The organism is Halomonas garicola (genome assembly GCF_055382465.1).
Genome location: NZ_AP043931.1, coordinates 885,198 through 911,560, shown reverse-complemented (window position 1 = coordinate 911,560; position 26,363 = coordinate 885,198). Strand labels below are relative to the sequence as shown.

The 26,363-nt window shown below is 65.1% G+C and carries 26 protein-coding genes and 2 riboswitches; of the genes, 5 read left to right on the top strand and 21 right to left on the bottom strand.

Annotated elements, in window-relative coordinates; translation table 11 throughout:
• Positions 1-18: 18 nt before the first annotated feature.
• From astA to fabV, 6 genes are all read right to left on the bottom strand, one after another.
• Positions 19-1,047: an arginine N-succinyltransferase gene (astA, locus tag ACZ46Y_RS04665; protein WP_311955392.1), complete on the bottom strand. Its 1,029-nt coding sequence runs from the start codon at positions 1,045-1,047 to the stop codon at positions 19-21.
• On the bottom strand, positions 1,047-2,126 hold the full coding sequence (locus tag ACZ46Y_RS04660) for an arginine N-succinyltransferase (protein WP_311955391.1): 1,080 nt from the start codon (positions 2,124-2,126) through the stop codon (positions 1,047-1,049). The genes astA and ACZ46Y_RS04660 overlap by 1 nt, the downstream gene beginning before the upstream one ends.
• Before the next feature lie 36 nt (positions 2,127-2,162).
• On the bottom strand, positions 2,163-3,377 hold the full coding sequence (locus tag ACZ46Y_RS04655; protein ID WP_311955389.1) for an aspartate aminotransferase family protein: 1,215 nt from the start codon (positions 3,375-3,377) through the stop codon (positions 2,163-2,165).
• Positions 3,378-3,492: 115 nt separating this feature from the next.
• The gene (locus tag ACZ46Y_RS04650; RefSeq protein ID WP_311955388.1) at positions 3,493-4,470 is read right to left on the bottom strand and encodes a GlxA family transcriptional regulator; all 978 of its coding nucleotides are present in this window, start codon (positions 4,468-4,470) and stop codon (positions 3,493-3,495) included.
• 124 nt (positions 4,471-4,594) lie between these two features.
• Positions 4,595-4,801: a hypothetical protein gene (locus ACZ46Y_RS04645; RefSeq protein ID WP_311955387.1), complete on the bottom strand. Its 207-nt coding sequence runs from the start codon at positions 4,799-4,801 to the stop codon at positions 4,595-4,597.
• Between the two features lie 82 nt (positions 4,802-4,883).
• Positions 4,884-6,083, bottom strand: coding sequence for an enoyl-ACP reductase FabV (gene fabV, locus ACZ46Y_RS04640; RefSeq protein WP_311955385.1), 1,200 nt, complete (start codon positions 6,081-6,083; stop codon positions 4,884-4,886).
• Between the two features lie 243 nt (positions 6,084-6,326).
• Here fabV and ACZ46Y_RS04635 point away from each other — a divergent pair, with 243 nt between their 5' ends.
• The gene (locus ACZ46Y_RS04635) at positions 6,327-6,713 is read left to right on the top strand and encodes a DUF7079 family protein (RefSeq protein ID WP_311955383.1); all 387 of its coding nucleotides are present in this window, start codon (positions 6,327-6,329) and stop codon (positions 6,711-6,713) included.
• Positions 6,714-6,721: 8 nt separating this feature from the next.
• Here ACZ46Y_RS04635 and ACZ46Y_RS04630 read toward each other — a convergent pair whose 3' ends face one another.
• The 3 genes from ACZ46Y_RS04630 to ACZ46Y_RS04620 form a co-directional block, all read right to left on the bottom strand.
• On the bottom strand, positions 6,722-7,339 hold the full coding sequence (locus ACZ46Y_RS04630; protein WP_311955380.1) for a LysE family translocator: 618 nt from the start codon (positions 7,337-7,339) through the stop codon (positions 6,722-6,724).
• A 24-nt stretch (positions 7,340-7,363) separates the two neighbouring features.
• Positions 7,364-8,428 (bottom strand): tellurite resistance/C4-dicarboxylate transporter family protein, encoded by a 1,065-nt coding sequence (locus ACZ46Y_RS04625; protein WP_311955378.1) that lies wholly within the window; start codon positions 8,426-8,428, stop codon positions 7,364-7,366.
• A gap of 167 nt (positions 8,429-8,595) precedes the next feature.
• Positions 8,596-10,056 (bottom strand): catalase, encoded by a 1,461-nt coding sequence (locus tag ACZ46Y_RS04620; protein WP_311955376.1) that lies wholly within the window; start codon positions 10,054-10,056, stop codon positions 8,596-8,598.
• A 185-nt stretch (positions 10,057-10,241) separates the two neighbouring features.
• Positions 10,242-10,352, top strand: a riboswitch (TPP riboswitch).
• A 73-nt stretch (positions 10,353-10,425) separates the two neighbouring features.
• Here ACZ46Y_RS04620 and ACZ46Y_RS04615 point away from each other — a divergent pair.
• Positions 10,426-11,877: a sodium:solute symporter family protein gene (locus ACZ46Y_RS04615; protein ID WP_311955375.1), complete on the top strand. Its 1,452-nt coding sequence runs from the start codon at positions 10,426-10,428 to the stop codon at positions 11,875-11,877.
• A gap of 161 nt (positions 11,878-12,038) precedes the next feature.
• Here the strand turns inward: ACZ46Y_RS04615 and ACZ46Y_RS04610 are convergent, their stop codons facing one another.
• Both ACZ46Y_RS04610 and ACZ46Y_RS04605 read right to left on the bottom strand, forming a co-directional pair.
• A complete protein-coding gene (locus ACZ46Y_RS04610; RefSeq protein WP_311955373.1) occupies positions 12,039-13,319 on the bottom strand; it encodes an LLM class flavin-dependent oxidoreductase in 1,281 nt (426 codons plus the stop codon).
• A 5-nt stretch (positions 13,320-13,324) separates the two neighbouring features.
• A complete protein-coding gene (locus ACZ46Y_RS04605; protein WP_311955372.1) occupies positions 13,325-14,131 on the bottom strand; it encodes a 3-oxoacyl-ACP reductase in 807 nt (268 codons plus the stop codon).
• Between the two features lie 54 nt (positions 14,132-14,185).
• A riboswitch (TPP riboswitch) is annotated at positions 14,186-14,284 on the bottom strand.
• A gap of 144 nt (positions 14,285-14,428) precedes the next feature.
• Between ACZ46Y_RS04605 and ACZ46Y_RS04600 the strand changes: the two genes are divergently transcribed.
• Positions 14,429-15,160, top strand: a complete 732-nt coding sequence (locus tag ACZ46Y_RS04600; RefSeq protein ID WP_311955370.1) for a YebC/PmpR family DNA-binding transcriptional regulator — start codon at positions 14,429-14,431, stop codon at positions 15,158-15,160.
• Here the strand turns inward: ACZ46Y_RS04600 and ACZ46Y_RS04595 are convergent.
• The 5 genes from ACZ46Y_RS04595 to ybaK all read right to left on the bottom strand — a co-directional run bounded on the left by ACZ46Y_RS04595 (position 15,157) and on the right by ybaK (position 20,496).
• Complete coding sequence (locus tag ACZ46Y_RS04595) at positions 15,157-17,043, bottom strand: ABC transporter ATP-binding protein (protein WP_311955368.1); 1,887 nt, start codon at positions 17,041-17,043, stop codon at positions 15,157-15,159. The genes ACZ46Y_RS04600 and ACZ46Y_RS04595 overlap by 4 nt on opposite strands.
• A 39-nt stretch (positions 17,044-17,082) precedes the next feature.
• Positions 17,083-17,610, bottom strand: coding sequence for a YgjV family protein (locus ACZ46Y_RS04590; protein ID WP_311955366.1), 528 nt, complete (start codon positions 17,608-17,610; stop codon positions 17,083-17,085).
• A 24-nt stretch (positions 17,611-17,634) separates the two neighbouring features.
• Positions 17,635-18,498: a PA4780 family RIO1-like protein kinase gene (locus ACZ46Y_RS04585; RefSeq protein ID WP_311955365.1), complete on the bottom strand. Its 864-nt coding sequence runs from the start codon at positions 18,496-18,498 to the stop codon at positions 17,635-17,637.
• A gap of 25 nt (positions 18,499-18,523) precedes the next feature.
• On the bottom strand, positions 18,524-19,939 hold the full coding sequence (gene dbpA / locus ACZ46Y_RS04580) for an ATP-dependent RNA helicase DbpA (protein WP_311955362.1): 1,416 nt from the start codon (positions 19,937-19,939) through the stop codon (positions 18,524-18,526).
• Positions 19,940-20,028: 89 nt separating this feature from the next.
• Complete coding sequence (gene ybaK, locus ACZ46Y_RS04575) at positions 20,029-20,496, bottom strand: Cys-tRNA(Pro) deacylase (RefSeq protein WP_311955360.1); 468 nt, start codon at positions 20,494-20,496, stop codon at positions 20,029-20,031.
• A 217-nt stretch (positions 20,497-20,713) separates the two neighbouring features.
• Here ybaK and ACZ46Y_RS04570 point away from each other — a divergent pair, with 217 nt between their 5' ends.
• Entirely contained in the window at positions 20,714-22,132 is a 1,419-nt protein-coding gene (locus tag ACZ46Y_RS04570; protein ID WP_311955357.1) for a PhoH family protein, read from the top strand.
• A 60-nt stretch (positions 22,133-22,192) separates the two neighbouring features.
• Here the strand turns inward: ACZ46Y_RS04570 and ACZ46Y_RS04565 are convergent, their stop codons facing one another.
• From ACZ46Y_RS04565 to ACZ46Y_RS04555, 3 genes are all read right to left on the bottom strand, one after another.
• Positions 22,193-23,158 (bottom strand): YihY/virulence factor BrkB family protein, encoded by a 966-nt coding sequence (locus tag ACZ46Y_RS04565; protein ID WP_311955351.1) that lies wholly within the window; start codon positions 23,156-23,158, stop codon positions 22,193-22,195.
• Between the two features lie 3 nt (positions 23,159-23,161).
• Positions 23,162-23,824 (bottom strand): alpha/beta hydrolase, encoded by a 663-nt coding sequence (locus ACZ46Y_RS04560; RefSeq protein ID WP_311955349.1) that lies wholly within the window; start codon positions 23,822-23,824, stop codon positions 23,162-23,164.
• Positions 23,825-23,972: 148 nt separating this feature from the next.
• Positions 23,973-24,179: a cold-shock protein gene (locus ACZ46Y_RS04555; RefSeq protein ID WP_311950363.1), complete on the bottom strand. Its 207-nt coding sequence runs from the start codon at positions 24,177-24,179 to the stop codon at positions 23,973-23,975.
• A 293-nt stretch (positions 24,180-24,472) separates the two neighbouring features.
• Here ACZ46Y_RS04555 and msrA point away from each other — a divergent pair, with 293 nt between their 5' ends.
• Positions 24,473-25,114, top strand: coding sequence for a peptide-methionine (S)-S-oxide reductase MsrA (gene msrA / locus ACZ46Y_RS04550; RefSeq protein WP_376717586.1), 642 nt, complete (start codon positions 24,473-24,475; stop codon positions 25,112-25,114).
• A 9-nt stretch (positions 25,115-25,123) separates the two neighbouring features.
• Here msrA and ACZ46Y_RS04545 read toward each other — a convergent pair whose 3' ends face one another.
• Both ACZ46Y_RS04545 and ACZ46Y_RS04540 read right to left on the bottom strand, forming a co-directional pair.
• Positions 25,124-25,612 (bottom strand): phosphatidylglycerophosphatase A family protein, encoded by a 489-nt coding sequence (locus ACZ46Y_RS04545; protein ID WP_311955348.1) that lies wholly within the window; start codon positions 25,610-25,612, stop codon positions 25,124-25,126.
• Complete coding sequence (locus tag ACZ46Y_RS04540; protein ID WP_311955346.1) at positions 25,613-26,350, bottom strand: tellurite resistance TerB family protein; 738 nt, start codon at positions 26,348-26,350, stop codon at positions 25,613-25,615. It abuts the gene before it with no gap.
• Positions 26,351-26,363 lie beyond the last annotated feature (13 nt).

Below are 26,363 nucleotides of genomic sequence, written 5' to 3'. Positions count from 1 at the left end.
GCATCCGAGGTGTAAGCGTCAGGTTTCCAGCAGGCGCAGGGTGCCCCCTGCGCTGACGTTCAGCCGCCGGGCTTCGGCGGGGGTCAGAACGATGCGATCGTCCTTCGGCGCGCGGCCGACCCAGGCGGCGGTAAAGTCCTGCATGGAGGTGGTGCCGGCCAGCCAGCGGCTGACGCTTTCCTCAGCGGCGTTGGCATCCACCTCGACCCGGCAGCGCCGCGACTGCTGCACCGCGCGCACGTCGTCGATGTAGGCTTCCACCGTGGGGCCGCCGTCGAAGATATCGATGTAGCCTTCCCAGCGCAGCCCTTCCTTCTTGAGCATGGCGAGCGCCGGGCGGGTATCCCGGTGGACCTGGCCGATGCAGGCGCGCGCCGCTTCGGGCATGAAGGTGGTATAAATGGGAAAGCGCGGCATCAGCTCGCCGATGAAGCTTTTCTGGCCAAGGCCGGTGAGGCGGTCGGCCTCGTCAAAGTCCATGGGAAAGAAGTGCCGGCCCAGGCTTTCCCAGAACGGGCTTTTATTGTCATCGTCGAAGAGCCCGCGCATCTCCGCCAGCACCTTGTCGGGGAAGCGGTCGCGAAACTCGGCGATGAACAGCCAGCGCGCTTTCGACAGCAGCGCGCCGTTGCGCAGATGGCGGTTGGCCTCGCCGCGGTATTCCGGGCGCACGAACAGCGAGCAGACCTCGGCGTTGCCGGTGTGGTCCGAGCTTAAAAACAGCGTGTCCAGGGTGCGGTGCAGATCCAGCTGCACCGACGAATGCGCCAGCGTGCCCAGCCGGTAGTGGTAAAACGGCACTTCGTGGCCGACCTGGCCGACGACGGCGCAGCAGCCGGCCAGCTCGCCGTTGGTTTCGTCTTCGAGAACGAAAAAGTAAAGCCGGCTGTCCCGGGCCGTGCGCTCTTCAAAGGCGCTCACCGCCGACTCGATCTTGCCGGCGAGAAACTCGCGGTTGTCCGGCAGCGAGGTAAAGCCGACGCCGGCCTGCTGCGCAAGCGCCTGCAGCCCGTCCAGATCGTTGCGGGCAATGGGTCGAATGCGCATCACATTTCTCCTTCATCGAGCCGGTCTTCGGCGGCGGGCAGAGCCAGCGGCGCGGCGAGCACCGCACGGCCCTTTTCCACGCCCAGCTGCTCGGCCTGGCCGGCGGTGAGCATTAGCTGGCCGGTGGGCGAGAGCGCGTAGCGCGCCACCACGCAGCGAAAGCCGGTTCGCCGCTGGTTGGCGACCAGCGCCGGCTCGGCGTCGGGCAGCGCGTGCTCGGGGCGAATGCGCACCGGGTGCCAGGCCGCCCGGCGCACGGTGGCAAGCCCGCTGCGGTCGGCCTTGACCACCGGGCCGGCGTCGAAAATATCCACGTGGCGCGAGCGCGCAAAGCCCTCGGCGAGCATTTCCCCAAGCGCGGGCTCGTGGGCCGGGTGCTCGCGGCCGATGGCCGCCCGGGCCGCCGGCGTCAAAAGCGGCAGATACAGCGGAAACTGCGGCATGACCTCGGCGATAAAGCTTTTCGAGCGCACTCCGGCAATATGGTTGATTTCCTGATAGCTGCGGTCAAAGAAATGCCGCCCGACGCTTTCCCAGAACGGCGACGCCTCATCGGCGTCCAGATGCCCGGGAAAAGCCACCGCCAGCACGTCGGCAAAGCGCTCGGGATACTGGGCAATGAACATCAGCCGTGCCCGGCGCAGCAGGCTTTCCGCGCTGGTGCCCTTATACTGCGGGAGGATCGACATGGCGCACAGCAAGGTGGCGTCAGACACCTCGTGAGAGAGCGCCAGCGTCTGCACTTCCCGGCGCACGTTAAGCTGCTGGGAGGCGTGAATCAGGGTTTCCTGGCGGTAGGTATAGTAGGCCTCCCGGGCGCCGGCCCGGGCCCGTACGGTGGCGGTACCCAGCACTTCCCGCGCCTTCTCATCCTCGGGCGCGGTATTCACCAGCACGAAGGTGTAGTGCTCGTCGCCGGGGTGGTCCACCTCCTCGCCGAACGCGGCCAGCGAACGGGCAATGCGCTGCTCCAGGCGCTCGCGGTTCGCCGGCAGGTTGGTCAACGGCGGCACGGCCTTTTGCGCCAGCGCTTCCAGCGCGGGCAGATCCGCTGGCTCTACGGGTCGAATCATCAGCATCGCCGACTCCTTTTGCGGTATCGCGGGGGGTCGCCTTCAGCCCTGGGCTACCAGACGCTCGACGGCGCGCTCGAGCCGTGCCATGCCTTCGTCGATGTCGGCCTCGGGTATCACCAGCGACGGCGCCAGGCGCAGCACGTTGGGCCCGGCGATCAGCGCCATGGCGCCCTCTTCAATGGCCAGCGGCAGGATTTCCTTGGCCCGCCCGGCCCAGGCGTCGGACATCTGCGCGCCCATCAGCAGGCCCAGTCCGCGAATGTCGCCGAACACGCCGTGTTTTTGGTTGATCCGCTCCAGGTGCTCGCGCAAGAGCGCGTGGCGCTTCTGCACGCCCTCGAGCACCTCGGGGGTGTCGATAAACTCAAGTGCTGCCAGCGCTACCGCCGAGGCCAAGGGGTTGCCGCCGTAGGTCGAGCCGTGGGTGCCCAGCACCAGCGACTTTGCGACCTCGTCGGTAGCGAGCATGGCGCCCACGGGAAAGCCGCCGCCCAGCGCCTTGGCGCTGGTGAGGATGTCCGGCGTCACGCCGTAGTGCTGGTAGGCGTATAGCTTGCCGGTACGGCCCACTCCGGTCTGCACTTCGTCAAACACCAACAGCGCGCCGTGCTCGTCGCAGAGGTCACGCAGCCCCTGGAGGAAGTCGGGATCGGCCGGGATCAGCCCGCCTTCGCCCTGCATGGGCTCGACCACGATGGCGCAGGTGTCGTCGCCCATCAGCCGGCGCACGCTGTCCAGGTCGTTGTAGTCGGCGTGAAGAATCCCCCCCGGCACCGGGCCGAAACCCTGGGAGTACTTGGGCTGGCCGCCGACGCTGACGGTAAAGAAGGTGCGGCCGTGAAACGACTGGTAAAACGAGATGATCTTGTCCTTGTGCTCGCCGTGGTGGTCCACCGCGTAGCGGCGCGCGAGCTTGAGCGCGGCCTCGTTGGCCTCGCCGCCCGAGGAGCACAGAAACACCTTGTCGGCGAAGGTACGCTCGACCAGGCTTTTAGCCAGCTTGAGTGCCGGCTCGTTGGTAAAGACGTTGGACAGATGCCAGAGCGTTTCCCCCTGGGACTCGAGCGCATTCACCAGCGCCGGGTGGCAGTGGCCCAGCGCGTTGACCGCGATGCCCCCGGCAAAGTCAATGTACTCGCGGCCCTCCTGGTCCCACAGGCGGCTGCCTTCACCGCGCACGGGAATCACCGGCTGGGGCGCGTAGTTGGGCACCATGTACTGGTCGAAGTCCTGCCGGGTCGGGGTAGTGCTCATGGATCTCTCCGTTTTTTGTCCGGGTTGAATAAAGTCAGTATACGGGGCGAGGCTGGCGCCATGCTTTCACGAATGTGACGCCAAGTTGTGAAAAGCGCCCTGACGTCCGTACACGTTAGAGCAGCCGCTCCTCCCGCGGAGCCAGGCCAAAACGCTGGCGGTAGGCGGTAGAGAAGTGCGCCCCGGACGAAAACCCCGTGACCAGGGCAATATCGCCCACCGGGCGCTCGCTTTGGCGCAGCAGCCGGCGCGCCTGCTGCAGACGCAGATCCAGGTAGTAGCGGCTGGGCACCGTCTGCAGGTGCTTTTTGAACAGTCGCTCCAGCTGGCGGCGGGAAATCCCCAGGTGCTCGGAAAGCTCCAGGGCGGTAAGCGGCTCCTCGACGTTGGCTTCCATTAGCGCCACGGCGTCGCGCAGGCTCTCCGGCGCGTGGCTGAAGCCGTTTTGCAGCGGTACGTGCTGGTGCTCGCCGGCCGGGCGGATGCGCTCGCAGGCCAGATGTTCGGCGACCTCGCCGGCAAGGCCAGCGCCGTGCGTCAGGGCGATCAGCATCAGCATCATGTCAAGCGCGGCGGTGCCCGCGCCGCAGGTCAGCCGGCGGCGGTCAAGCTCGTACAGCTGGCGCGACAGCGCCACCTCGGGGTACGCCTGGGCAAAGGCGTCAAAGCGCGGCCAGGGGAGCGTGGCGCGATAGCCTTCCAGCAGCCCGCAGCGCGCCAGCACTTCGGTGCCACCGGCAATGCCGCCCAGCAGCACCCGGCGGCCGTCCAGGCGCCGCAGCCAGTCGTTCAGCCGCGCCGGCAGCGGGTAGGAAAGCGGCGTCGGCGCGCACACCAGCAGCAGGTCGATAGCGTCCGGCGGCGCCTCCAGCCCTTCGGGGATGGTGAGCTCCAGCTGGCCCGCGCTGCGTACCGCAGCTGCCTCAAGCCCTACCGTACGCGTCAGATACAGCATGCGCCCGCTGAGCTGGTTGGCCATGTGCAGCGGCTCAAGCGCGCAGGCGTGGGCCAGCAGCGAAAATCCGGGCAGCAGCAAAAACGCAACCCGGCAGCGGGCATTGGCCGGCAGGGCAACGGCGTGACGGTCAGGCATGGCGCATCATTTAAGCTCGGCAAAGCTTCATCTTACGCCATTCGGCGACTGATCGCAGGCGCACGAAGCGGCCGGAAGGAACGCCCCGGGCCGGGCCCGGGGCAAGAGGAAGGTGAACGGCGGGCTAGCGAGTGCCGCCAAACAGCCAGAACGCGAGGATCAACACCACGGCCACCGCGACCGCTATGGGTATCAGCCGGTGCATGCCGCGAGACGAGCGCTTGGCTTCCGGCTGCTCTTCGGGATGCGAATCGACGCCGTGCTCGGGTTCGCGCTGCCCTTTGACCAGCTCTTCCTGCTCTTCGCGGGTCTTGCTTTCTCGAGTATCCATGACGCCTCCTTCAGAGGGCCGGCGCGGAGCCGGCCGCACAGGAATCACGCCGTACCGGGAAAAGTCCGAGGCGCTACTTCTACTATAGACTCACCACGTCGAACTCCGCCACCGGACTGACGTCGGCGTCGTAGTCGACGTCGTCGCGCTCGAAGCCGAACAGCTTGAGGAACTCGTGCTTGTAGCCGGCGTAGTCGGTGATCTCGAACAGGTTGTCGGTATTAACCTCCGGCCACAGCGCCTTGCACGACTGCTGAATATCGTCGCGCAGCTCCCGGTCGTCCATGCGCAGGCGGCCCTGGTCGTCGGTCTCCACGGGGCCCTCGGCGTAAAGGCGCTCGGCGAACAGGCGGTTGAGCTGGTCGATGGTGCCTTCGTGGAGCTCTTCTTCCTTCATGATGCGATAAACCATGGCGATATAGAGCGGCATCACCGGAATCGCCGCGCTTGCCTGGGTAACCACCGACTTCAGCACCGCGACGTTGGCACCGCCGCCGCTTTGCCTCAGGCGCTTGTCGATCTCGCCGGCGGCGCGATCCAGGTCTTCCTTCGCGCGGCCCAGCGCCCCGTGCCAGTAGATCGGCCAGGTGATCTCGGTGCCGATGTAGCTGAAGGCCACGCTTTTGGCGCCCTTGGCCAGCACCCCGGCCTCGTCCAGCGCCTGGATCCACAGCTCCCAGTCTTCGCCGCCCATGACTTCGATGGTGTCGTCGATTTCCTGCTGGGTAGCGGGCTCGACTTCGGTTTCGATGATCGCATCCTTGTTGGTGTCGATCGCCGTGGCGCGGTAGACGTCGCCGATGGGCTTGAGCGCCGAGCGCTTGACCTCGCCGCTGTCGGGCAGCTTGCGCACCGGTGACGCCAGCGAGTAGACCACCAGATCCACCTCGCCCAGATCCTGCTTGATCAGCTCGATGGCCTTTTCCCGGGCCTCGTGGGAGAAAGCGTCGCCGTTGATCGCCTTGCTGTAGAGCCCTTCTTCCTTGGCGAACTTGTCAAACGCCGCCGAGTTGTACCAGCCGGCGGTGCCGGGGCGCTTCTCGGTACCGGGCTTTTCAAAGAATACGCCCAGGGTATCGGCGCCGTAGCCAAAGGCCGCGGTCACCCGCGCCGCCAGGCCGTAGCCGCTGGATGCGCCGACCACCAGCACCTTTTTCGGCCCCTGGCTTTTATCCAGACCGCGCGCCCGGGTCGCTTCGATTTGCTCGCGCACGTTCTGCTCGCAGCCTTTGGGATGCGTCGTGGTGCAGATGAAGCCGCGTACCTTGGGTGTGATAATCACGTAAAACCTCGCTGTTAAGCCCTGGTGAAAAAACCATGATGAGGGATATCCCGCTAGCGGGTATCATGACAATAGGCACGATTGAAGCATGCCATGCGGCGCCGGCGCTACTCCGGCGGCCCTTGCGACTGCCCCGGGGCCGGCACGACAATACGCTGCATCCTGCAACAGGCTGCCTTGAGCGAACGCCTTGGGGCCTTTCACTTTGCCACGCCTTGGCGACAAGGCACTGAAGAGGTGCGCATGAACGCACAGCAACTGGTCGACGAACGCGGCGATCTATGGCTTGCCCTGGCGCCGCTGTGGCTGGACCGCGAGCCCGGCGAGCGCGACTACGCAATCATGGTCAACACCATCGAGCATCACGGGCTCAGCCTGCACGAGCTTGAGTGGATTTTCCGCCTGGAGCTGGCCCCGGTGATGTCGCGCCATCAGCTGTCGATTACCAGCGAGTGGCGCCAGTTCGACGACTACCGACTGATGAAGCAGCTGGTGGGGCACAACCTGCGGCTGAAAGGCTGGCGGCGCAAGGGCTGGGCTCTGTTCTCGGGGCTTACCACCATGATGGTGCGCCACCGCTGGCACGAGCTGATGACCCGGCTCATGGTCGCCCGGGGCGAAGCGGCCTGACGCCGCGCTCAGGCCCAAAGCCCCCAGACCACGCGCAGCGCAAGCCCGATCAGTATCACGCCGGTGGCGCGGTTGATCCAGTGCGAGCGCAGCCGCAGCCACTCGAGCACCCGAGACTGCGACAGCGCCACCGCCACCAGTACGTACCAGGCCCCGTCGATGATCATGGCCGTGGCGACGATAATCGCCCGGGCGGCGGCGCTCATTTCCGGATGCACGAACTGGCTCAGCAGCGCGATAAAAAACAGGATCAGCTTGGGATTGGCCAGGGCCACCAGCACGCCTTCCCGGGCCGCCTGGCGCCGGGTGGTGGCCGCCGTTTGCGGATCAAACGCCGCTGCCCTGCCCGCGCGCAGCGCCTTGACCCCAAGCCAGGCAAGATACCCGGCACCCGCCACGGTAACGCCCTCGAACAGCAGCGGAAAGCGCGCCATCAGCGCCCCCAGCCCCAGCACCGTGAGCAGCGCATAAAATCCCACGCCCAGGGCGTGAAACAGACCTGCCACGACTCCCGGCGCTCGGCCACCGCCCAGGGTATGGCGCAGCACCAGCGCCAGGCTCGGCCCCGGCGACATCGCCCCGGCAGCGCAGATCGCGGCCAGCGACAGCCACAGTGAAATCGGCATCCTGTCTCCTTGAAAAACTTTCGGTTATGGCTGCCCAACCGGTAGCAGCGTGCGCGTCAGCCGCCGACACAGGCCGAAAAACGTCACCGCCCAGGCGGTGAGCGCCACGTATAAAAACACGGTCGCCAGCGTATCCAGAAACGGCATGGCAAGGGCACGCTGCATGTTGTGGGTGCTCGCGGCGTACATGCCCAGCGGAAACACCGCGCCCCAGTAAAGCGGGTTGTAACGCAGCGGAAAACGCTTGTACACATAGCGCCACACCGCAAGGATCAGCAGCATGGGGATCCACCAGGTACCGGTGGCCCAGTAAAACACGGTAAAGCCCTTGAGAAACGGGCGCAGCGAGAGCAGAAACGGCGCGTCCGGGGCGTTGAGGATCAGCTGGGAACCGGCCAGGGTGGAAATCGCCATGGCGCCCATGTTGATCCAGTACGGGGGCGCTAGATCCCCCGGCGAGAAATGGAAGAAGCTGTAGCGGTAAAAGATCAGCGACATCATCCAGATATAGAGCATCCCGCCCCACAGCCACATGGACAGCGCGAGGAAATTGACCTCTAGCCGATACGGCGAAGGCATGTTGGCAGCCAGCAAAGCCCCCAGCAGAGCAATCGACTGGGTGGCCACCACGGCCAACAGCCAGCCGCCGCTGATGCTTTCCTCAAACGCCGGCTTGTGCTCCTTGATAGTAAAGGCGGTGAAGATGGTATAAGTCAGCGCCAGCCACAGCACCAGCGCCACTCCCCAAAGCGCAAGCGCCAGCGCGTACCAGCCGGTCAGCAGCAGGCACTGGCTGCCCAGCACGCAGGACGCCGCCACCAGGGTGAAAAAGCCCGAGGCGCTCTGGTGACTGGTCAGGTCGCTGACCACCCGGCAGGGAAAGCGCCACAGGCGCAAGGCATAAAGCCCCCACAGCAGCGGGTAGGCCGCCAGGTTAAGGACAAAGAGCGCGCCGGCGATCACCGGCCGTCCCATGAAGTGGGCCGCCAGCGATACAATCCCCGTTGCCATGATCAGGCCAAAATACGCCGGCGACAGCGCTTCCAGTGCCTGAAGCCAGTGCCGGCTTCCGGCTTGATAATGTCCCACGCTGCTCTCCCTGAATGATGATTCGGCGCCTGTCGCCATTATTATGCGCCGCTACCCGGCGCTGACCAAACCCCGTCCGCAATTGCCGCGCCAGCCACAAAAAAACCCGCCGGCAGTCGCCGGCGGGCCGCTCAGTATGCGTTAGCGCTTGTGTAGCGCTCGGAGGCTTACCCCTGCTTCTCGCGCACGTTCCGGGCGATGCGCTCGCCGATGTCGGCGTCGACGTTGCGCCAGTAGTCGAAGGCGCGCTCGAGCACCGGCTCGGTGACGCCGTCCAGCAAATGCCCCGTGACGTTGTTCACCAAGCGTTCCCGAGCGGCCTCGTCCATCACCTGGTTGACCAGGGCATTGGCCTGGCCAAAGTCGTCATCGTCCCGGCGCAGCGTGTAGGCCGTGCGCACCATGTCGCCGTCGGTCTCCCAGGTGGTGTCGTCGGGGTAGCGCTCGCCGTCGGCCTGGGGGCCGCCCTTGGAGTTGGGCGCGTACACCGGATCGGACACCGTGCGCATCTGCATGGCGCCGTCCTTAGTGTAGCTATTTACCGGCACCTTGGGCGCGTTGACCGGAATCTGCTTATAGTTGGTGCCGAGCCGGGCACGGTGCGCGTCGGCGTAGGAAAAGCCCCGGGCCAGCAGCATTCTGTCCGGAGATAGCCCGATGCCCGGCACCAGGTTATTGGGCTCGAACGCCGCCTGCTCGATCTGGGCGTGGTTATCCACGGGATTGGTATCCAGCTTAAGCTTGCCCACCTTGATCAGCGGGTAGTCCTCATGGGGCCAGATCTTGGTCAGATCGAACGGGTTGAAGCGGTAGGTCTCGGCGTCCTTGAACGGCATGACCTGCATGTACAGCGTCCAGCTGGGATAATCGCCCCGGTCAATCGCGGTATAGAGATCGCGCATGTGATAGTCGCTGTCTTCCCCGGCCAGGCGATCGGCCTCTTCCTGGGTCAGGCACTCGATGCCCTGATCGGTCTTGAAGTGGTACTTGACCCAAAACTTCTCACCCTCGGCGTTTACCCACATATAGGTGTGGCTTGAGTAGCCGTTCATGTGGCGCCAGGTTTTGGGAATGCCGCGGTCGCCCATCAGCCAGGTCACCTGATGGGCCGACTCCGGCGACAGCGACCAGAAATCCCACTGCATGTCGTGGTCGCGCAGGTTGTTGTCTGCCCGGCGCTTCTGCGAACGGATGAAGTGCTGAAACTTCATCGGGTCGCGCATGAAAAATACCGGGGTGTTGTTCCCCACCATGTCGTAGTTGCCTTCACTGGTGTAGAACTTGATGGAAAAACCCCGGGGATCGCGCCAGGTATCCGGGCTGCCGCGCTCGCCGGCCACGGTGGAAAAGCGCATCAGCACCTCGGTTTGGGTGCCCGGCTGAAACACTGCCGCCCGGGTGTAACGGCTGACGTCTTCCGTCACCTCAAAGCGGCCGAAGGCACCGCTGCCCTTGGCGTGGGGCTGGCGCTCGGGAATGCGCTCGCGGTTGAACTGGGCCATCTGCTCGATCAGGTAGTGATCGTGAAGCACGATGGGACCGTTCGGCCCCACGGTCAGCGAATGTTCGTCGCTGGCCACGGGAATGCCGGCATCGGTAGTGGTCGGCTTGCGATTGTCGTCGGACACGTTAGCGCCTCCTTGTGGGTCATTGTCGCCAGGCAGCCGGTTGCCGCTGCCATACCCACAGACTACCCTTTTTCCGCCAAAAAGTGCGCTATCCTTTCGATAGCCGATAGCTAAAAACTTGCAGCCACCTTCTGCTGATAGCCCAAAAGGCAGTTTGACAACGTCGCCGCGCCTGCCTAGGCTCTAGCTTCTCCTGGGGGAGCCCTAACGGGCTGAGAATCCGCCGCTTTCCGCGCCGGTAACCCTTCGAACCTGATCCGGGTCATACCGGCGAAGGGAAGGAAAGCACACGCCACCTCGCCTCTTCCCTGTCGTCTGCCAGACGCCCGCCCAAGACCCGGCCGCCACAAGGATAGAGGACGTTTCACCATGCTGCTTGATCCCGTCTGGACGGCCCTTTGGCTTTCGTTCTGCGCCGCTGCCTTTGCCGTTCCCGGCCTGCTTTATGCCCGACGCCAGCGCGACGACCTGGATACCTACATCGCCGCGCGCAATACCCAAAGCACCCGCGCCACGGTGAGCACCCTGCTGGCCACCACGCTTGGCACCTGGGTACTTTTCGGCCCCGCCCAGGCCGCCACCTGGGGCGGCATCAGCGCGCTGCTGGGCTATGCCCTGGGCTCCTGCGTGCCCCGGCTGATCATGATTCCGCTCGGCCGGCGCATGCGCGAGCTGATCCCCGAAGGCCACGGCCTGACCGAATTTGTGATCCACCGCTACGGTCGCGTCATGTACGCCTTTACGCTCTCGATCATGCTGTTTTATCTGTTCATTTCCCTGGCCGCGAGCCTCACCGCCGTGGCCCGGATGGTCACACTGCTGGCCCCCATCCCGCTGTGGCTCACCGCCGGCGTGGTGATGCTGGCCACGGTGCTCTACACCTTTTACGGCGGCCTGCGCGCATCGATCTTCACCGACAAGGTGCAGATGGTGGTGATTCTACCGCTGCTCGCCTGCCTGCTGTTCTTCGGCTGGCAGGCCGCCGGCGGCGCAGCTCCGACCCTTGACGGGCTTACCCAACACGCGCCACAGCTGCTAGACATGACCGACGCCGGCGGCGTTCGCGCGGGGCTGACGTTCTTTATCGCCGTGGTACTTACCGGGCTTTTCTATCAGGGCACCTGGCAGCGCATCTACGCGGCGAAAAACGTCCGGGTGCTGCGCAGAAGCTTCTGGATCAGCGGGCTTTTGAATCTGCCAATCATCGTCATGATGGGGCTTTTCGGGCTGGCCTTTGTGGGGCTGGGTCTGGAAGGCGACGGTTCGGTGGCGCTGTTCAGCGTGCTGCTGGACAGCGTGCCGCTGTGGTTTGCGCTGGCGCTGATTCCGCTGGGGCTGGCGCTGGTGATGAGCAGCGCCGACTCCACCATCAACGCCACCTCAAGCATTATCGCCGTGGACATGCACCGGCTTTTGCCGAAGGCAAGCGAAGTCACGCTGATGCGTCTGGCCCGCTGGCTGATCGTCGCCGCCGCGGTGCCGATCACCTGGGTCGCCGCCCAGGGTTTCAGCGTGCTCTACCTGTTTCTGCTCGCCGACCTTTTGTGTTCGGCGGCGGCGTTTCCGGTATTTTTCGGCCTGTTCAGCCGCCGCTACAGCGGCCTTCAGGCCGTGATCAGCACCGCCTGCGGGCTGGTCGCGGGGCTTGCCGTCTTCCCTTCCCCGGGCACCGGCACCGAGACGCTTCTGGAAAGCTTTCTGCTCGCCGCGCTCGTCCCGGTGGCCGTCTCTCTCGTGCTGATGCGCGCGATGCCCGCCCGCGAGCACTACAACTTCGCCCGCCTGGCGACGCTGGTGCGCCGCTTTGGGCGGCAGTCGTAGCCATGATTCATGCCGCGCTTTCGCTACGTGTCACCGCGAGCGACAGCGCGGCGGTCTCCTTACGGTGCCGCTGGCAAGAACCCCGAGATTGCTTCGCTACGCTCGCAATGACACAGATGCAAACAGCGTTCGCGACGGCACAGACACAAGAATGCAACGCCTCACGCCCCCGGGCGTTCAAGCCCCAAATGCCCGCGCAGGGTTGTCTCCGTATATTCCCGGCGGAAGAGCCCGCGCTTTTGCAGCACCGGCACCACCTGGTCGACGAAGTCGTCGATGCTCGAGGGTAGCGACGGCGGCATCAGATTGAAGCCGTCGGCGCCGCCGTTTTCCACCCAGCGCTGCATTTCGTCGGCGATGCTCTCCGGCGTGCCGATCATGGTGCAGTGCCCGCCACCGGCGGCAAGGCGGCCAAGCAGCTGGCGAAGCGTGGGCTGTTCGCACTCGATAATGCGCAGAATCGTCGCGTATCGCCCCTTGGGCCCGGTGAAGTCTTCAAGCAGCGGAAGCTCGGGCATCGGCGCGTCCAGCTCCCAGTCGCTGCAGTCCTGGCCGATGAAGGTGCCCAGCTGATGGAGCGAATCCGCGGTGGGCAGCAGCTTATCGAGCTCGCGCTGGCGGGCCCGGGCCTCGTCCATGGTGGAACCCACGTAGGTGACAAGCCCCGGCATGATCGGCACCGGCGGCCGCCCGGCGGCGGCTACCCGCGCCTGAATATCGCGGTAGTAATCCTGCGCCGATGCCAGGTCGTAGGCCACGGCGTAGATCGCCTCGGCGTAGCGCGCGGCCAGGTCGCGGCCCTGATCGGAGGCGCCGGCCTGAAACAGCACCGGTCGGCCCTGGGGCGAGCGCGGCACGGTGAGCGGGCCGTCCACCAAAAAATGCTCGCCGCGGTGGTTGATCGGGCACACCCTGTTCGGGTCGGCGAAGTTGCCGGCGCGGTCAAGCGTCAGGGCGTCGTCGCCCCAGCTGTCCCACAGCGCCAGCATCGTATCGGCAAACTCCTCGGCCCGGGCGTAGCGCTCCGCATGGGGCGGCATGGCCTTGTAGCTATGGTTGCGCGCCTCGGTGTCGAACATCGAGGTGACCAGGTTCCAGCCCATGCGCCCGTCGGAAATATGATCCAGCGACGCGAGCAGCCTGGCGGCGTGAAAAGGCGTATAGAAGGTGCTCGACACGGTGGAGATCAGGCCGATGTGCTCGGTGGCCCGGGCCATGGCGGAAAGCGCGGTCAAAGGCTCCAGAAACCACAGCGGCCCGCCGGCGACGTTGCCCGCGGCATGGCCATCGGCGAAGAAGACGGCGTCGAACTTGCCCCGCTCGGCGGTGCGCGCCAGCGCCTCGAAGTGGCGAATATCACCCATTTTCTCGGCGGCGGAATCCGCGTGGCGCCAGGCGGCCCGGTGGTGGCCGCAGCCCATGATGAAAAGATTCAGGTGCATGGACATCAGTTTTTCACCAGTCCGCCGTCGACCACCAGATTCTGCCCGGTGACCGCCCGGCTCCAGGGCGAGGCAAACAGCAGCGCGGCGTCGGCGAACTCATCCGGGGTGACCACCCGGCGCAGCGGCGTGTTGGCGGCAATCAGGTCAAAGACTTCGTCCGGCGTCGCGGCCGAAGCATCCGTGGTGCGCAGAAGCCCGCCGGAAATCATGTTGACGGTGATGTTGTCCGGCCCCAGATCGTGGGCGAAGGTGCGCGTCAGCGACAGCAGCGCGGCCTTGCCCGCGGTGTAGTCGTGATACGGCACAATGGGGTTCTGGAAGAGGTTGGTGCCGACGTTGACCACGCGGCCAAAGCCCTGCTCGCGCATGCCGGCAAGGGCCGCCTGAATGACGTTGAGCGCGCCCTGGTTTACCCCTCTGAACTGCTGCTCCAGATGCTCCCAGGTGAGCGAATCGGCGTCCGGGCGGTCGTCGCCGTTGAACGAAAAGTCCGGCAGCGCGTTGTTGATCACCGTGGTCACCGACGCGCCGAAATGCCTGGCGGCGGCGTCAAACATGGCGTTAACGGCCGCGGCGTCGCAGACGTCGGCCTGGACCGCCAGCGCCCGATCGGGCGCGCCAGCAGCCACGGCTTCGGCGCCGGCGGCGCTGTGGCGATAGTTGATCACCACCCGGGCGCCGGCGCTCAGAAACGCCCGCGCCAGGCTTGCGCCCAGGCCGCGGCCGGCACCAGTGACCAGCACGACCTGCTGGTCGAGCGGCAGCGCAGTAGAGGAAGAAACAGCGTGGGAAGCGGTAGCAGCACTCATGATGTGGCCCTTAGCGTAACGGTAGCAACGAAGGGCGCACGCCGGGTGCTCGGCTGAGCACTGCGCTGACATCCCTTCGCCGGTATGAACTGGATCAGGTTCGGCGGGTGTTCTCTCAGCCCCGCCGTTGGCGGGGCACCCCGTGTCATGCTGGGCTGACCATAGCGCATTGGCCGACGGCCAACAAGGCACCGGCGGGGCCCGGCATGGCCTCGCCGACGGTTGTGGCGTAAAATCAAGGGTTCTCCATGCCGTGCCGATCCCGGCCGCCGCGTTGAACCAACCAAGGACTGCAACATGGGTAGGGCTTTTCAGAACCGCAAGGAATCCATGGCCAAAACGGCCGATGCCAAGACCAAGGTCTACAGCAAGTACGGGCGCGAGATTTACGTCTGCGCCAAGTCCGGCGGCCCCGACCCTCACAGCAACCTGGCGCTGCGCGGCCTGCTCGACCGCGCCAAGAAGGATCAGGTGCCCGCCCACGTCATCGACAAGGCGCTGGACAAGGCCGCCGGCGCCGGCGGCGAGGATTTCTCCCCGGCGCGCTACGAAGGCTTCGGCCCGGGCAACGTGATGCTCATCATCGAGTGCCTGACCGACAACGCCAACCGCACCATCGGCGACGTTCGCGGCTGCTTTACCAAGGCCAAGAGCAAGATCGGCACCCCGGGCAGCGTCAGCCACCTGTTCGACCACTGCGCGATTTTCGCCTTCGCCGGCGAGGACGAAGAAGCCGTGCTGGAAGCGCTGATGGCAGCCGACGTCGACGTTACCGACATCGAGTGCGAAGACGGGCAGATTACCGTTTTCGCCCCGCACACCGAATACGCCAAGGCGCGCACCGCACTGGTTGACGCCTTCGGCGAGCTGGACTTCGAGGCCGACGATATCCAATTCCTCCCCCAGACCACCACGCCGGTGGAGGGCGACGACGTGGCGGCGCTGGAAAAGCTGCTGGCGATGCTCCACGACCTCGACGACGTGCAGAACATCTACCACAGCGCCGAGCTGCCCGAAGACAACGCCTAGGCGTCGTCTTCCTCGTTCTCATCAAGGCCGATGAATCCGCCCGACTGGTGCTTCCACAGGCGGGCGTAGATACCGCCTCTGGCCAGCAGCTCACTGTGAGAGCCGGCCTCGACAATGCGCCCCTCATCCACCACCAGCAGCCGGTCGAGCATGGCGATGGTAGAAAGCCGATGGGCGATGGCGATCACCGTCTTGCCCTGCATCAGGTGCTCGAGCTGCTCCTGGATCGCCGCCTCGACCTCGGAGTCCAGCGCCGAGGTGGCTTCGTCCAGCACCAGCAGGGGGGCGTTTTTGAGCAGCACCCGAGCAATGGCGATGCGCTGACGCTGGCCGCCGGAAAGCTTTACCCCGCGCTCGCCCACGTGGGCATCCAGCCCGCGCCGCCCCTGGGGGTCTACCAGATCATCAATGAACTCGTCAGCGTGTGCCTGGCGCACCGCGGCCCAGATGGCCTCGTCGCTGGCCTCGGGGCTGCCGTAGCGGATGTTGTCGCGCAGCGAACGGTGCAGAAGCGACGTATCCTGGGTAACCATGCCGATCTGGTGGCGCAGCGAGGACTGGGTAACCTCGGCGATGTTCTGCCCGTCGATGCGAATCGCCCCGCCCTGAAGATCAAAAAAGCGCAGCAATAGGTTGGCAAGGGTCGACTTGCCCGCGCCGGAGCGGCCAATAAGTCCGACCTTCTCTCCCGAGGCGATGGTCAGATCCAGCCCGTCGAACACCGCCTTGTAGTCGCCGTCCGCCTCGACGTAGCCAAAGTGCAGGTCCTCAAAGCGGATTTCACCCCGGGGTACGGCAAGCTCGCCGGCATCGGGCGCATCCTGCACCTTGGGCGTGTTGGCAATGGTGTTCATGCCGTCCTGGACGGTGCCGATGTTTTCAAACAGCCGGGCGACTTCGTCCAGAATCCAGTCGGACATGAAGCGCACGCGCATCACCAGAGCAATGGCAATGGCCAGCACCCCAAGCGAGATGACCTGGGTATACCAGGCCACCAGTACCGTCGCCGCCATGCCCACCAGCAACAGCGTGTTGAGCAGCGTCAAACACACGCTCAACAGCGTCACCAGGCGCATCTGGCCGTGCACCGTGGACATGAAGCCGCGCATGGCTTCCCGGGCGTAGTTCTGCTCGTGGCGGGTGTCGGCAAAGAGCTTGATGGTCTGGATGTTGCTGTAGCTGTCGACCACCCGGCCGGTCATCTGTGCCCGGGCGTTGGCCTGGGCCATGGACACCCGGCGCAGGCGAGGGACGAAAAAGCGCATGATGGCCAAATAGCCGACCAGCCACACAAGCAGCGGCACCGCCAGCCAGATATCCGCCTGCATCAGCAAAAACGCCGCGCCGGTAAAGTAGACGATGGCGTAGACCAGCAGATCCATCACCTTGGTGACGGTCTCGCGCATGGCAAGCGCGGTCTGCATCACCTTCTGGGAGACGCGGCCGGCAAACTCGTCCTGATAAAACGCGAGGCTCTGGCTGAGCATGTGGCGGTGGGAAATCCAGCGGCCGATCATCGGATAGTTGCCGAAAATGCTCTGGTTGGTCACCAGCGACTGCAAAAGTACCAGCAGCGGCAGCCCGATCAGCACCAAAAGCCCCAGCCCGATAAGCTTCAGGCCGTGGGCCTGCCAGAAGCCGTCGCGCTCGACGCTTGAAAGCCAGTCCACCAGCTCGCCCATGTAGTGGAAAAACACCACCTCGGAAGCCGACACCAAAGCGGTTGCCAGCGACATCCACAACAGCATGGGTAACAGAGGCCGCGAAAAGTGCCAGAGGAAAGGCAAAAGCCCTCGGGGCGGTGTGCTCACGCTGCCTTCGGGATACGGATAGATGCGCGTTTCAAAATAATCAAACAGCGGCTTCAGCACACGCCTGAACATGGACTCTCCTGTGGAAAACAAACCAATCCGCCTCAGCGGCTAATCGATCACGCCCGGGTAGCGCCGCCTGACCCGATAAAGGCGATACACGGTAACGGCGTTGGTCACAATGATCATCATTTCAGCCAGCGCGCCGCCAACCGACCCCACGATGAGGTGACTAAGGGTCCAGGCCACCGCCCCTAGCCCCAAAAAAACGCGCATGGGGATACCGCGAAGCAGAAACATACTCACCGTCCCCAGCACCATGGCCGCGACGGCGGGCAGGTCGGCAAGGCTTTGCCAGGTAAGCACGGCGGCCACGATGCTTGCCGTCAACACAGCGGCCATGGCCGCCTTGCTGCGCGGGTAGCGGCGGGCAAGCTCAATGCGCGCAAGCACCAGCAGCGACAGCGCCGCGGCCGTCCAGCTCTGAAACATGGCGAACTGTAAAGCGAAGGCCACGTTGGCCGAGAGCATCAGTACCATCAGCCGATCGTCCTGCCGGCTGGAAAAAGCCAGAACGCTGAGTATCAGCGCTACCAGGCCAAAAAACTGACCGGCGACCGTGCTCAGGGTGTCGTACATGGGACCGCGTGCTCCTTATAACAGCTACCAGGATCTGTCGTCTTCGGCGTCGCGCAGGCGCTCCAGGCGCTCGGCCTCTTCCTCTTTGGCGTCGTCGATCACGTCCAGCACTTCCTCGACGTCGGCCAGGTGGGTGGCAAAGGTAAACTCGCCGGTGAGCGGTGAATCCGGATGCAGCTCGCCGGCTTCATAAAGTGCCCAAATTTCCTCGGCGTAGTAGGTCTCGCCAAGCTCCGGGGCAAAGCGGGCAAAGTAGCCGCGCATGTTGTTGACGTCGCGCTTGAACATCGCCTCGGCGCTGTTGTTGCCAGCGGCGTCTACGGCCTGGGGCAGATCGATGATCACCGGGCCCTGGGCGTCTTCGAGCACGTTGAACTCGGACAGGTCGCCGTGGATCAGCCCGGCGCAGAGCATCTTCACCACGTCGCCCAAAAGGCTCTGGTAGTAGTCCCGGGCGGTGTCGGCGTCAAGCGCCACGTCGTCAAGCCTGGGGGCCACGTCGCCGTCGGCGTCAACGATCATGTCCATCAGCAGCACGCCGTCGACAAAGCCGTGGGGACGCGGCACGCGCACGTCGGCAGCGGCCAGCCGGTAGAGGGCATCGACCTCGGCGGTGAGCCAGGCCTGCTCCTGCTGCTGCTGGCCGTAGCGGGTCTTTTTCGCCATGGCCCGGGCCCGGCGACTGTTGCGCTCCCGGCGGCCTTCCTGATACTGCACCGCCTGCTTGAAGCTGCGCTTTTTGGCTTCTTTAAACACCTTGGCGCAGCGGCGCTCATCACCGCAGCGCACCACGTACACCTGGGCTTCCTTGCCGCTCATCAGCTGCTGCTCGACCGCGTTGATCAGGCCGTCGTCGATCAGCGGCTGTAGTCGTTTGGGGATTTTCATAAATGCTTGCGTTGGCTCCTTCAGCCTAGCCGTTAACGCGGCGTGCGCGCACGTTACGGCCTTTCAGTTTATCGCGCTCAAGCTTGGCCAGCGCCTGTCTGGCCACGCTGCGCTCGACCGCCACGTAGGCGCTGCGGGCGAGCACCTTGATCTTGCCTACCTGACTGCCGGCGATGCCGCCTTCGCCTGTCAGCGCGCCGAGAATATCGCCCGGGCGCAGCTTGTCCTTTTTGCCCGCGCCCAGCTGCAGCGTGGCCATGGGCGCGGCAAGCGGCCGGGGGTCGGCCACCTCGGGCAGCGGCTCGGGCTCGTATTCCGCGCCCTGCTGTTCGCTCAGCTGCAGCAGGCGATAGCGCTCTTGATCGCTTACCAGCGTACAGGCCACGCCGCGCTCGCCGGCCCGGCCGGTGCGCCCGATGCGGTGGGTGTGGACGTCAAGTTCGTGGGCAATGCCGACGTTGAACACGGCGTCCACGCCGTCGATGTCCAGCCCCCGGGCAGCGACGTCGGTGGCCACCAGCAGCGTCACGCTCTGGTTGGCAAACATCACCAGAATACGTTCGCGGTCCTTCTGCTCCAGGTCGCCGTTGAGCGCCAGCGCGCTCATTCCCGCGGCGTTCAGGTCGTCCGCCACCTGCCGCGTCTCGCGTTTGGTGTTGCAAAACACCACGCCGCTTTCCGGCCGGTAGTGCAGCAGCAGCTGGCGCAGCGCGGCCAGACGTGCGGCCTCGTCATCCATTGTTCGCCCTTTATCCACGCGATAAAAGTGCTGCTCGATGGTGGCGTCGTCGTGGGTGTCTTCCACCCGGACGATATGCGGCTCGCGCAGAAGCCCCCGGGTAAAGCCTGAGAGCCCGCCCTCGGTCGTGTCGGCCGGATAGGTCGCGCTGAATAAAAGCGTCTGCCGGCGGGCGGGCGTTTGCGCCACGATATCGTCAATGGCGGCCTGAAAGCCCATGTCCAGCATGCGGTCGGCTTCGTCGAGCACCAGCGTCGTCAGGCCATTCAGCCTGAGCGTGCCCTTGCGCAGGTGGTCCTCCACCCGCCCCGGCGTGCCCACGACGATATGCGCACCGTGCTCCAGGGAGGCCAGCTGGGGGCCAAAGGGCGCCCCGCCGCAAAGGGTGAGCACCTTGACATTGGGTAGCTTGCGGGCAAGCGTGCGCAGCGCCCCGGCTACCTGATCGGCGAGCTCCCGGGTGGGGCACAGCACCAGCGATTGGACGCGGGATGCGGCTAAATCCAAACGAGCCAGCAGCGAAAGGCCAAAGGCGGCGGTTTTGCCCGAGCCGGTTTGCGCCTGGGCCAGCACGTCCCGCCCCTCAAGGGCGGCGGGCAGCGCTTGCGCCTGCACCGGCGTCATGGCGCGGTAGCCAAGCGAATCGAGATTCGTCAGCAGAGCGCCTGGCAGAGCCAGACGCGAAAAGGAAGTGATCGACACGAAAAATACCTGAAGATAGGAAGCAAGCCCGGAGTTGCCGGGGCAGTGCCGGGGCAGGATGCCCCGCAGCTTACCAGAAAAGCCGCCGGCTAAACGGCAAGCGGGACAAATTCCGCCTGGGTCAGCGCGGCGAGATCGGCCGGCGCCAGGGCGATTTCCAGCCCGCGCCGGCCGGCGCTGACGTGGAGGTGCGAAAACGCCTCGGCGGAGGTATCGATGAACGTGGGCAGGCGCTTTTTCTGCCCCAGCGGGCTGACCCCGCCCAGCACGTAGCCGGTAGCGCGCTCAACCTCCTCGGGCGACGCCATGGTGGCTTTTTTGGCCCCCGCCGCCCGGGCAATCAGCTTGAAACCGAGCTTGCCGGTCACCGGTACAAGCCCCACCGCCAGACGCTTGCCGTCGAGCTTGACCACCAGCGTCTTGAAAATGCTTTCTGGCGCTACGCCAAGCTTTTCGGCCGCCTCGACCCCGTAGGACGCCGCACTTTCGTCGTGGGCGTAGGCGTGGGTGGTAAAGCGGATCTGCGCCTTTTTGGCGGCGTCGACAGCCGGTGTCATATTCCTGTCCTCCGTGGTGGTGCATCCTGCCGGGTCGGGGCTTTGCCAACGGTGCATAGCACCGTCGCCCCACCCCGGGTATGGAAAAAAATCGCGTATTATCTGACACTAAGGGCCCACTCACCCCGCTACCCGGTAAAGCGTACCGCCGTATATCGCCAGGAAATGACACCGCCGTTTATCGGCCGTTACTCACCGTGCAGGAGTGCTTCCATCCATGGATCAACCCGACAAGAAAGCCAGCCGGCTTTACGTGCTCGACACCAACGTACTGATCCACGACCCCACGGCGCTTTACCACTTCGACGAACACGACGTGGTGATTCCCATGACGGTGCTTGAAGAGCTGGACAAGCACAAGAACGGAAACCGCGATATTGCCCGCAGCGCACGCCAGGTCAGCCGCACGCTGTCGGACCTGACCCAGGACACCCGCTTTATCGACATCGACCGCGGCATTCCGCTGCCCCGCGCCGCGGGCGAGTCCGGCCGGCTGCGCTTTTTATACTACGACAATCTGGCAGTGCAGGATCCGCTATACGCCAGCGCCGACAATCGCCTGCTGGCCGAAATCTCCCGTCTGCGCGACGAGCGCCCCGACGCCTCGGTGATCCTGGTCACAAAAGATATCAACCTGCGCGTCAAGGCCGCCGCTCGGAACATCCCCGTGGAGGACTACCTGGGCGACCGCGCCTTCGACGACAGCGATGCCATGAGCGAGGGCGCCGCCGTTTATCCCTGCGACTATCCCCGCAACGGACACGCCGCCCCGCTGTGGGATCACCTTAACGTTGAGGTCAGCGTCGAGCGCGCTGACGGGCGCACCTTCTACCGGTTGAAGGGGGATATTCCCGAGACCTGGCATACGGGGATGCTGGTGGCCGACGACGAAAACAGCGCCGGCTTCGAGGCCGTGGTGCGTAAGCTCAGCCCGGGCTCGGCCACCCTCGAGCCGCTGGACGACTACCGCCGGCGCAGCGATATCTGGGGCATTCACGCCCACGACAGCCGGCAGAATTTCACCCTCAACCTGCTCATGGACCCGGACATTGACCTGGTCACCATCGCCGGCAATGCGGGCACCGGCAAAACCTTCATGACCCTGGCGGCGGCGTTTCAGCAGACGCTGGACCAGCGCCGTTTCGAGCGCATCATGTTTACCCGCGCGCCCGTCGCCATGGGCGAAGACATCGGCTACCTGCCCGGCACCGAAGAAGAGAAGATGGCTCCCTGGATGGGCGCCTTTCACGACAACATGGACAACCTGCTGCGCGATGAAAGCGGCGACTCCAGCTGGGAAGACGCGGCCACCCGCGAGCTGATCGGCGCCCGGGTGCAGATTCTCGCGCCGAGCTTCATGCGCGGACGCACCCTGAACGACACCCTGCTGATCATCGACGAGGCGCAGAACTTCACGCCCAAGCAGCTCAAGGCGCTGATCAGCCGGGCCGGGCATAACACCAAGATCGTCTGCCTGGGCAACGTCGGCCAGATCGACACGCCCTATCTTACCGCCAGCACCTGCGGCCTGGCCGCCGTGGTCGAGCGCTTTCGCGACTGGCCCCACGCCGGCCACATCACGCTGAAAAGCGTGGAGCGTTCGCGCCTGGCGCTGGCCGCCGAAGCGCTGCTGTAAGCGTCTTCCCCGCTTTCGCCATACTCACTTTCACCACACTCAGCTCGCCTCGCGGCGCGGTCAGGGACCGTGCCAGGGATGCTTGGAGCCCAGCGTATCCGCCGCGTAGGCATGCCGGCTGCCCATGGGCCGCTCGCGGCCCACGGTAGTATCCCGGCGGGTTTGACGCTCCAGCTGAGCGTTGACCTCGGCGCCCAGCAGCACCACGAACGACGACAGCCAGAACCACAGCATCAGCACCACCACCGCCCCGAGCGAGCCGTAGAGCTCGCTGAAGCGGGAAAAATACCGCGCGTAAAGCGAAAGCCCGCCCGAGCCCAGCAGCCACAGCAGCGTCGCCAGCAGCGTGCCCACGCTCAGCCATTGCCAGCGCGGCGCCCGCCGGTACGGCGCAAAGCGGTAGAGCAGCGCAATGCCCAGGCTCATCACCACCAGCAAAACCGGCCAGCGCAGCCAGTAAAGCAGCCGCTCCATGAGCGACGAGAGCGGCATGTATGCCATGCCAAACGGCACCAGCGCGATAAACCCAAGGGTCAAAAGCGTCATCACGATCATCCCCAGGGTTATCGCCATCACCATCGCGCTGCGCTTGATGCGGCTGCGCTTGTCGCCTTCGCCGTATACCACGTTAAGCCCCGCGATCAGCCCGCGTACGCCTTTCGACGCCACAAACAGGGCCACCACCCCGCTGATCAGCGCCGCCACGCCGCTGCGTTCCTCCGCGCTCTGGGCCACTTTTTGCGCCTGGCGGGCAATCAGCCCGGCGGCGTCCGGCGGCATGAAGCGAGTGAGATCGCGCAGCTGCTGCCCCGCCTCATAGGGGTCGAACAACAGCCCGCCGACGGAGACCACCACGGCAATGGCGGGAAACAGCGCCAGCAGCGCGTAGAACGCCACGCCCGCCGCCAGCAGGGTAATGCGGTCCTGCCCGGCCTCGTGGTAGACGCGCCAGGCGACGTCGCGCCAGCCGCGGCGCGGGATCTGCTCGGGGTGACGGGCATTGCGCCCTCGCGATGCATCGCTCATCGCCTACGCGAGCCGCGCGCCCAAAAAGCGGTTGATATCGCCGATCTGCTCGGGGCACAGCGCATGGGCCATGTCATAGGTGCGATACTCCACCGCGTAGCCCAGCGCGCGCAGCATCTCAACGCTCTGGCGGCCGAGGCTTTCGGGCACCACCGGGTCGGCGGTGCCGTGGTGCGCCTCAATAGGCAGCGCCGCGCCGTCGCCCGGGCCCGGCACGTCGGGGTCGGCCAGATAGGTGGACATCGCCAGCAGCCCGGCAAGCGGCTGATCAAAGGTCAGCGCCGCCTGATAGGCCACCGCCCCGCCCTGGGAAAATCCGGCGACGACGATGCGCCGGCTATCAATGCCCGCTTCGATCTGATCCCGCATCAGCCGCTGGATGCGCTCGGCCGAGCTTGCCAGCTGGCCGGTATCCAGCTCGCGACCCAGATCCACGGACAGAATGTCGTACCAGGCCGGCATGGTCATGCCGTTATTGACGCTCACGGCCAGCCGCGGCGCATGGGGCATGATGAAGCGCACCTCGGCGCCGGCGGGCAGGTCAAGCTGGGGCACCAGCGGTTCAAAGTCGTAGCCGTCGGCGCCCAGCCCGTGCAGGATAAACACGCAGGCGTTGGCCGGCCGCCCCGACAACGGCTCAATAATCAGCTCACTTTGTTGCGTCATGGCTCTGTTTCTCTCCCCTCTTGACTCGCATTATCCAGGCTACCCTAGCGCAATGCCGCACCGGCCAAAAGCCGGACAGCAAAAAACCCCGCCGTAGCGGGGTTTTCTCATCTTGCCGGCCTGAGGCCGGCCGTCAGCGGCGTAGCGCTTAGTCGTCGGCTACGACGTTGGACGCCTGAAGGCCTTTCTTGCCCTGGGTGACGTCGAAGGAAACCTTCTGGCCGTCCTGCAGGGATTTGAAGCCTTCAGCCTGAATTTCGGAGAAGTGTACGAACAGATCGTCGCCGTTGTCGTCCGGAGAGATGAAGCCGAAGCCTTTAGTGTCGTTGAACCACTTAACGGTACCAGTTGCCATGATCGAAATCCTCGATGTAGCGAAATATAGAGCCGGGAAATACCCGAATTGCAGTGGGTAGAACAAGAAACTTTCACCAGACTCAACGCTTGAGGCGCTTCGATGCTGCTGACAACGTTCCACTTGCTAACCAACTGAGCGCATCATGGCCTTTCCCCGGACGCGCGTCAACATCAACCATAAAATATTATTGTCAGGCCCATTCATATACAAATATGATACAGGAAAAGAACCCCGTACACTTGCAGAGTGTCAAACACCCCACGCCGGCGCCCCGCGCCACAGGAGCCCCCATGCCGTTATTTCTTCGTTCCCTGCCGCTTGCCGGCCTGCTTGCCGCCGGCCTGGCGGCCCCCATGGCCTACGCCGCCAATGACTCAGGCACCGCGGCCGACGGCCTCAGCACGGCGATTTTTGCCGGCGGCTGCTTCTGGTGCATGGAGCCGCCCTACGATCGCCAGCCCGGCGTTACCTCAACAACCTCGGGCTACATCGGCGGCGAGCTGGAAAACCCCGGCTATGACGACGTCTCGCGCGGCGGCACCGGCCACGCCGAGGCGGTTAAAATCACCTACGACCCCGACGCGATCGACTACGCCGAGCTGCTGGACATTTTCTGGCGCAACGTCGACCCCTTCGCCGAAGACCGTCAGTTCTGCGACAGCGGCCCCCAGTACCGTTCGGCTATTTTCTATCAGGACGAGCGCCAGCGGGAGCTCGCCGAAGCGTCGCTAGCCGAGATGCAGGAACGCTTCGACCAGCCGATTGCCACGGAGCTCTCGTCCGCCGGCGCCTTCTGGGACGCCGAGGACTACCACCAGAACTATTACGAGAAAAACCCGCTGCGCTACAAGTTCTACCGCTTCCGCTGCGGCCGCGATGACCGCCTGGAAGAGGTCTGGGGCGACGAGGCCGGCGGCCCCACCTTTGACTAGCCTGCCCTGTCAGGCGCGGCGATAGCGCCGCCAGGCGCGTATCAGCAGCGCCATGCACAGCCAGGCAAGCCCGGCGGCGACAAGGTCATCGGCGACGATACCGACCCCGCCGGGAAGCACCTCCGCCCAGCTGACCGGCGGCGGTTTGAGCGCATCAAAGACGCGAAACAGCCCGAAGGCCAGCGCCAGCCAGGGCAGCTGCCGCGCGGCGGGCCTCCCCGAAAGCGTAAGCCCCAAAAGCGCCAGCGGAAACGCCACGATCTCGTCGAGCACGATGCTTCCGGCATCGCCGCCGGCAAAGTACTGCGCCGAGGCCCAGTGGCATACCGGCACCGCCAGCAGCGCCATGATCGCGATAAGGGTCGCCTGGCGCCCGGGCGCTTTCGCGCCCAGCCACCACGCCAGCGGCAGCCCCCACAGCGAGCCGAACGTTCCCGGGGCGACCGGCATGAAGCCGACGCCAAGCCCCGTTGCCAGCCATAGCGTCAAGGTGTCCAATCAGTTGGCCTGCTGCGCCTGGCGCTCGAGTTCGGCGGTGACGTCATCGCCAAGCCCGAGGGCGCTGCCGAGCTGGTCGAGCCAGGCGCGCTCCATGGGGTTCTGCTCGTCCACCACGGCTACGCTGACCAGATACATTTCCCGGGCGGCCTGGGGCGAATCGGCTTCGCTGGCCAGGGCCTCGGCGTCCAGCGGCGCCTCGAGGGTTTGCTCGACCCAGCGGTTGAGCTCCTCGTCGGCGCCCATGTCTTCGATCTGCCCGGAAATCAGCGCCTGCTCCTGCTCGTCGATGTGGCCGTCGGCCCGGGCGGCCATGATCATGGCCTTGAGCAGCTCCAGACTGCGGCGCTCCTGAACGTCGCCGTCGAGCACCTCGACACGGTCATTGCCGTCTTCCTGGCCACCCTCGTCGCCCGAAGAAGACTGCTGCGAGCTTTTCCAGGCCTTCCAGGCAAGCGCCCCGACCCCGGCAATGGCGCCGTACTTGAGCGCCTTGCCACCCATCCTGCGCCCGCCTTTGGAGCCTACCAGCGCGCCCAGGGCGCCGCCGCCCAGCAGGCTTTTCATGTCGACCCCGCTGCCGGAACCGCCGCCGCCCAGCTGCCGGGAGAGGCCGTCCACCACGTCCTTGACGCCCGAGCCGCTGCTGCTCTGGCTATCACCCTGGCTATCCCCCTGGCTACCGCTCTGGCCGCCGGCCTGCTTCATGATCTGCTGAAAAATTCTGCTTGCGTTCATAGACGTCTCCTCA

What these genes read in the sequence shown, in the direction of transcription:
- astA (WP_311955392.1), bottom strand. Translation starts at nt 1,047, where the DNA reads ATGCGCATTCGACCCATTGCCCGCAACGATCTGGACGGGCTGCAGGCG.
- ACZ46Y_RS04660 (WP_311955391.1), bottom strand. Translation starts at nt 2,126, where the DNA reads ATGCTGATGATTCGACCCGTAGAGCCAGCGGATCTGCCCGCGCTGGAA.
- ACZ46Y_RS04655 (WP_311955389.1), bottom strand. Translation starts at nt 3,377, where the DNA reads ATGAGCACTACCCCGACCCGGCAGGACTTCGACCAGTACATGGTGCCC.
- ACZ46Y_RS04650 (WP_311955388.1), bottom strand. Translation starts at nt 4,470, where the DNA reads ATGCCTGACCGTCACGCCGTTGCCCTGCCGGCCAATGCCCGCTGCCGG.
- ACZ46Y_RS04645 (WP_311955387.1), bottom strand. Translation starts at nt 4,801, where the DNA reads ATGGATACTCGAGAAAGCAAGACCCGCGAAGAGCAGGAAGAGCTGGTC.
- ACZ46Y_RS04635 (WP_311955383.1), top strand. Translation starts at nt 6,327, where the DNA reads ATGAACGCACAGCAACTGGTCGACGAACGCGGCGATCTATGGCTTGCC.
- ACZ46Y_RS04630 (WP_311955380.1), bottom strand. Translation starts at nt 7,339, where the DNA reads ATGCCGATTTCACTGTGGCTGTCGCTGGCCGCGATCTGCGCTGCCGGG.
- ACZ46Y_RS04615 (WP_311955375.1), top strand. Translation starts at nt 10,426, where the DNA reads ATGCTGCTTGATCCCGTCTGGACGGCCCTTTGGCTTTCGTTCTGCGCC.
- ACZ46Y_RS04610 (WP_311955373.1), bottom strand. Translation starts at nt 13,319, where the DNA reads ATGCACCTGAATCTTTTCATCATGGGCTGCGGCCACCACCGGGCCGCC.
- ACZ46Y_RS04605 (WP_311955372.1), bottom strand. Translation starts at nt 14,131, where the DNA reads ATGAGTGCTGCTACCGCTTCCCACGCTGTTTCTTCCTCTACTGCGCTG.
- ACZ46Y_RS04600 (WP_311955370.1), top strand. Translation starts at nt 14,429, where the DNA reads ATGGGTAGGGCTTTTCAGAACCGCAAGGAATCCATGGCCAAAACGGCC.
- ACZ46Y_RS04595 (WP_311955368.1), bottom strand. Translation starts at nt 17,043, where the DNA reads ATGTTCAGGCGTGTGCTGAAGCCGCTGTTTGATTATTTTGAAACGCGC.
- ACZ46Y_RS04590 (WP_311955366.1), bottom strand. Translation starts at nt 17,610, where the DNA reads ATGTACGACACCCTGAGCACGGTCGCCGGTCAGTTTTTTGGCCTGGTA.
- ACZ46Y_RS04585 (WP_311955365.1), bottom strand. Translation starts at nt 18,498, where the DNA reads ATGAAAATCCCCAAACGACTACAGCCGCTGATCGACGACGGCCTGATC.
- ybaK (WP_311955360.1), bottom strand. Translation starts at nt 20,496, where the DNA reads ATGACACCGGCTGTCGACGCCGCCAAAAAGGCGCAGATCCGCTTTACC.
- ACZ46Y_RS04570 (WP_311955357.1), top strand. Translation starts at nt 20,714, where the DNA reads ATGGATCAACCCGACAAGAAAGCCAGCCGGCTTTACGTGCTCGACACC.
- ACZ46Y_RS04565 (WP_311955351.1), bottom strand. Translation starts at nt 23,158, where the DNA reads ATGAGCGATGCATCGCGAGGGCGCAATGCCCGTCACCCCGAGCAGATC.
- ACZ46Y_RS04560 (WP_311955349.1), bottom strand. Translation starts at nt 23,824, where the DNA reads ATGACGCAACAAAGTGAGCTGATTATTGAGCCGTTGTCGGGGCGGCCG.
- ACZ46Y_RS04555 (WP_311950363.1), bottom strand. Translation starts at nt 24,179, where the DNA reads ATGGCAACTGGTACCGTTAAGTGGTTCAACGACACTAAAGGCTTCGGC.
- msrA (WP_376717586.1), top strand. Translation starts at nt 24,473, where the DNA reads ATGCCGTTATTTCTTCGTTCCCTGCCGCTTGCCGGCCTGCTTGCCGCC.
- ACZ46Y_RS04540 (WP_311955346.1), bottom strand. Translation starts at nt 26,350, where the DNA reads ATGAACGCAAGCAGAATTTTTCAGCAGATCATGAAGCAGGCCGGCGGC.